At 63.7% G+C, this 523-nt stretch carries 1 pseudogene; it reads left to right on the plus strand.

The features are described 5' to 3' along the window. Positions 1–523: pseudogene (locus CF161_RS33230) on the plus strand (hypothetical protein); the annotation flags it as partial.

Below are 523 nucleotides of genomic sequence, written 5' to 3' on the forward strand. Positions count from 1 at the left end.
CCTGGCTCCCGCTCTACAGCCTGGACCGCCTTCTCACAACCTTGCCCAATCGCTGGTTTGGCGGCGAGTCGCCGGTCGCAACCGTCGTACTCGGCAGCCAACCCAAGCCGCAGCCCCCGATGTGCAAGCCCGCCGCCGCCACACCGCCGCCGGAGCTTGTCCTGTACAGCCTGTATATGCACCTGGCCGATGGCGCGAGCTACCAGACAACCCCAGACCGTACGCCCAGGTGGTGGCCCAAAAAGCAGCACCGCGCCGGCCTGAAGACCAGAAACAAGTGGACCCTGAACGACCAGGTGATCGAGGGCCTGACGGTCAGGGCGCTGGATAGCAGCACCGAACTGGGAATACTGGTCCGCGGCTCAGTGATCGAAATCGAGCCCATGGCTGGGAATAATAAATGGGGCCTGGTCCAGCGCATTATCGAGGGCGGTATTGCCACCCAGCCGGACGGCGTTCAAATCACTGAGCTCGAGGTTCCGGGTCGGGTGTACCTGGAGGAATTGGACGCGTTCAGCGCCCC

Origin of the sequence: Pseudomonas sp. CF161, assembly GCF_000416215.1 — a bacterium.
In the GTDB taxonomy this organism is placed as follows: domain Bacteria; phylum Pseudomonadota; class Gammaproteobacteria; order Pseudomonadales; family Pseudomonadaceae; genus Aquipseudomonas.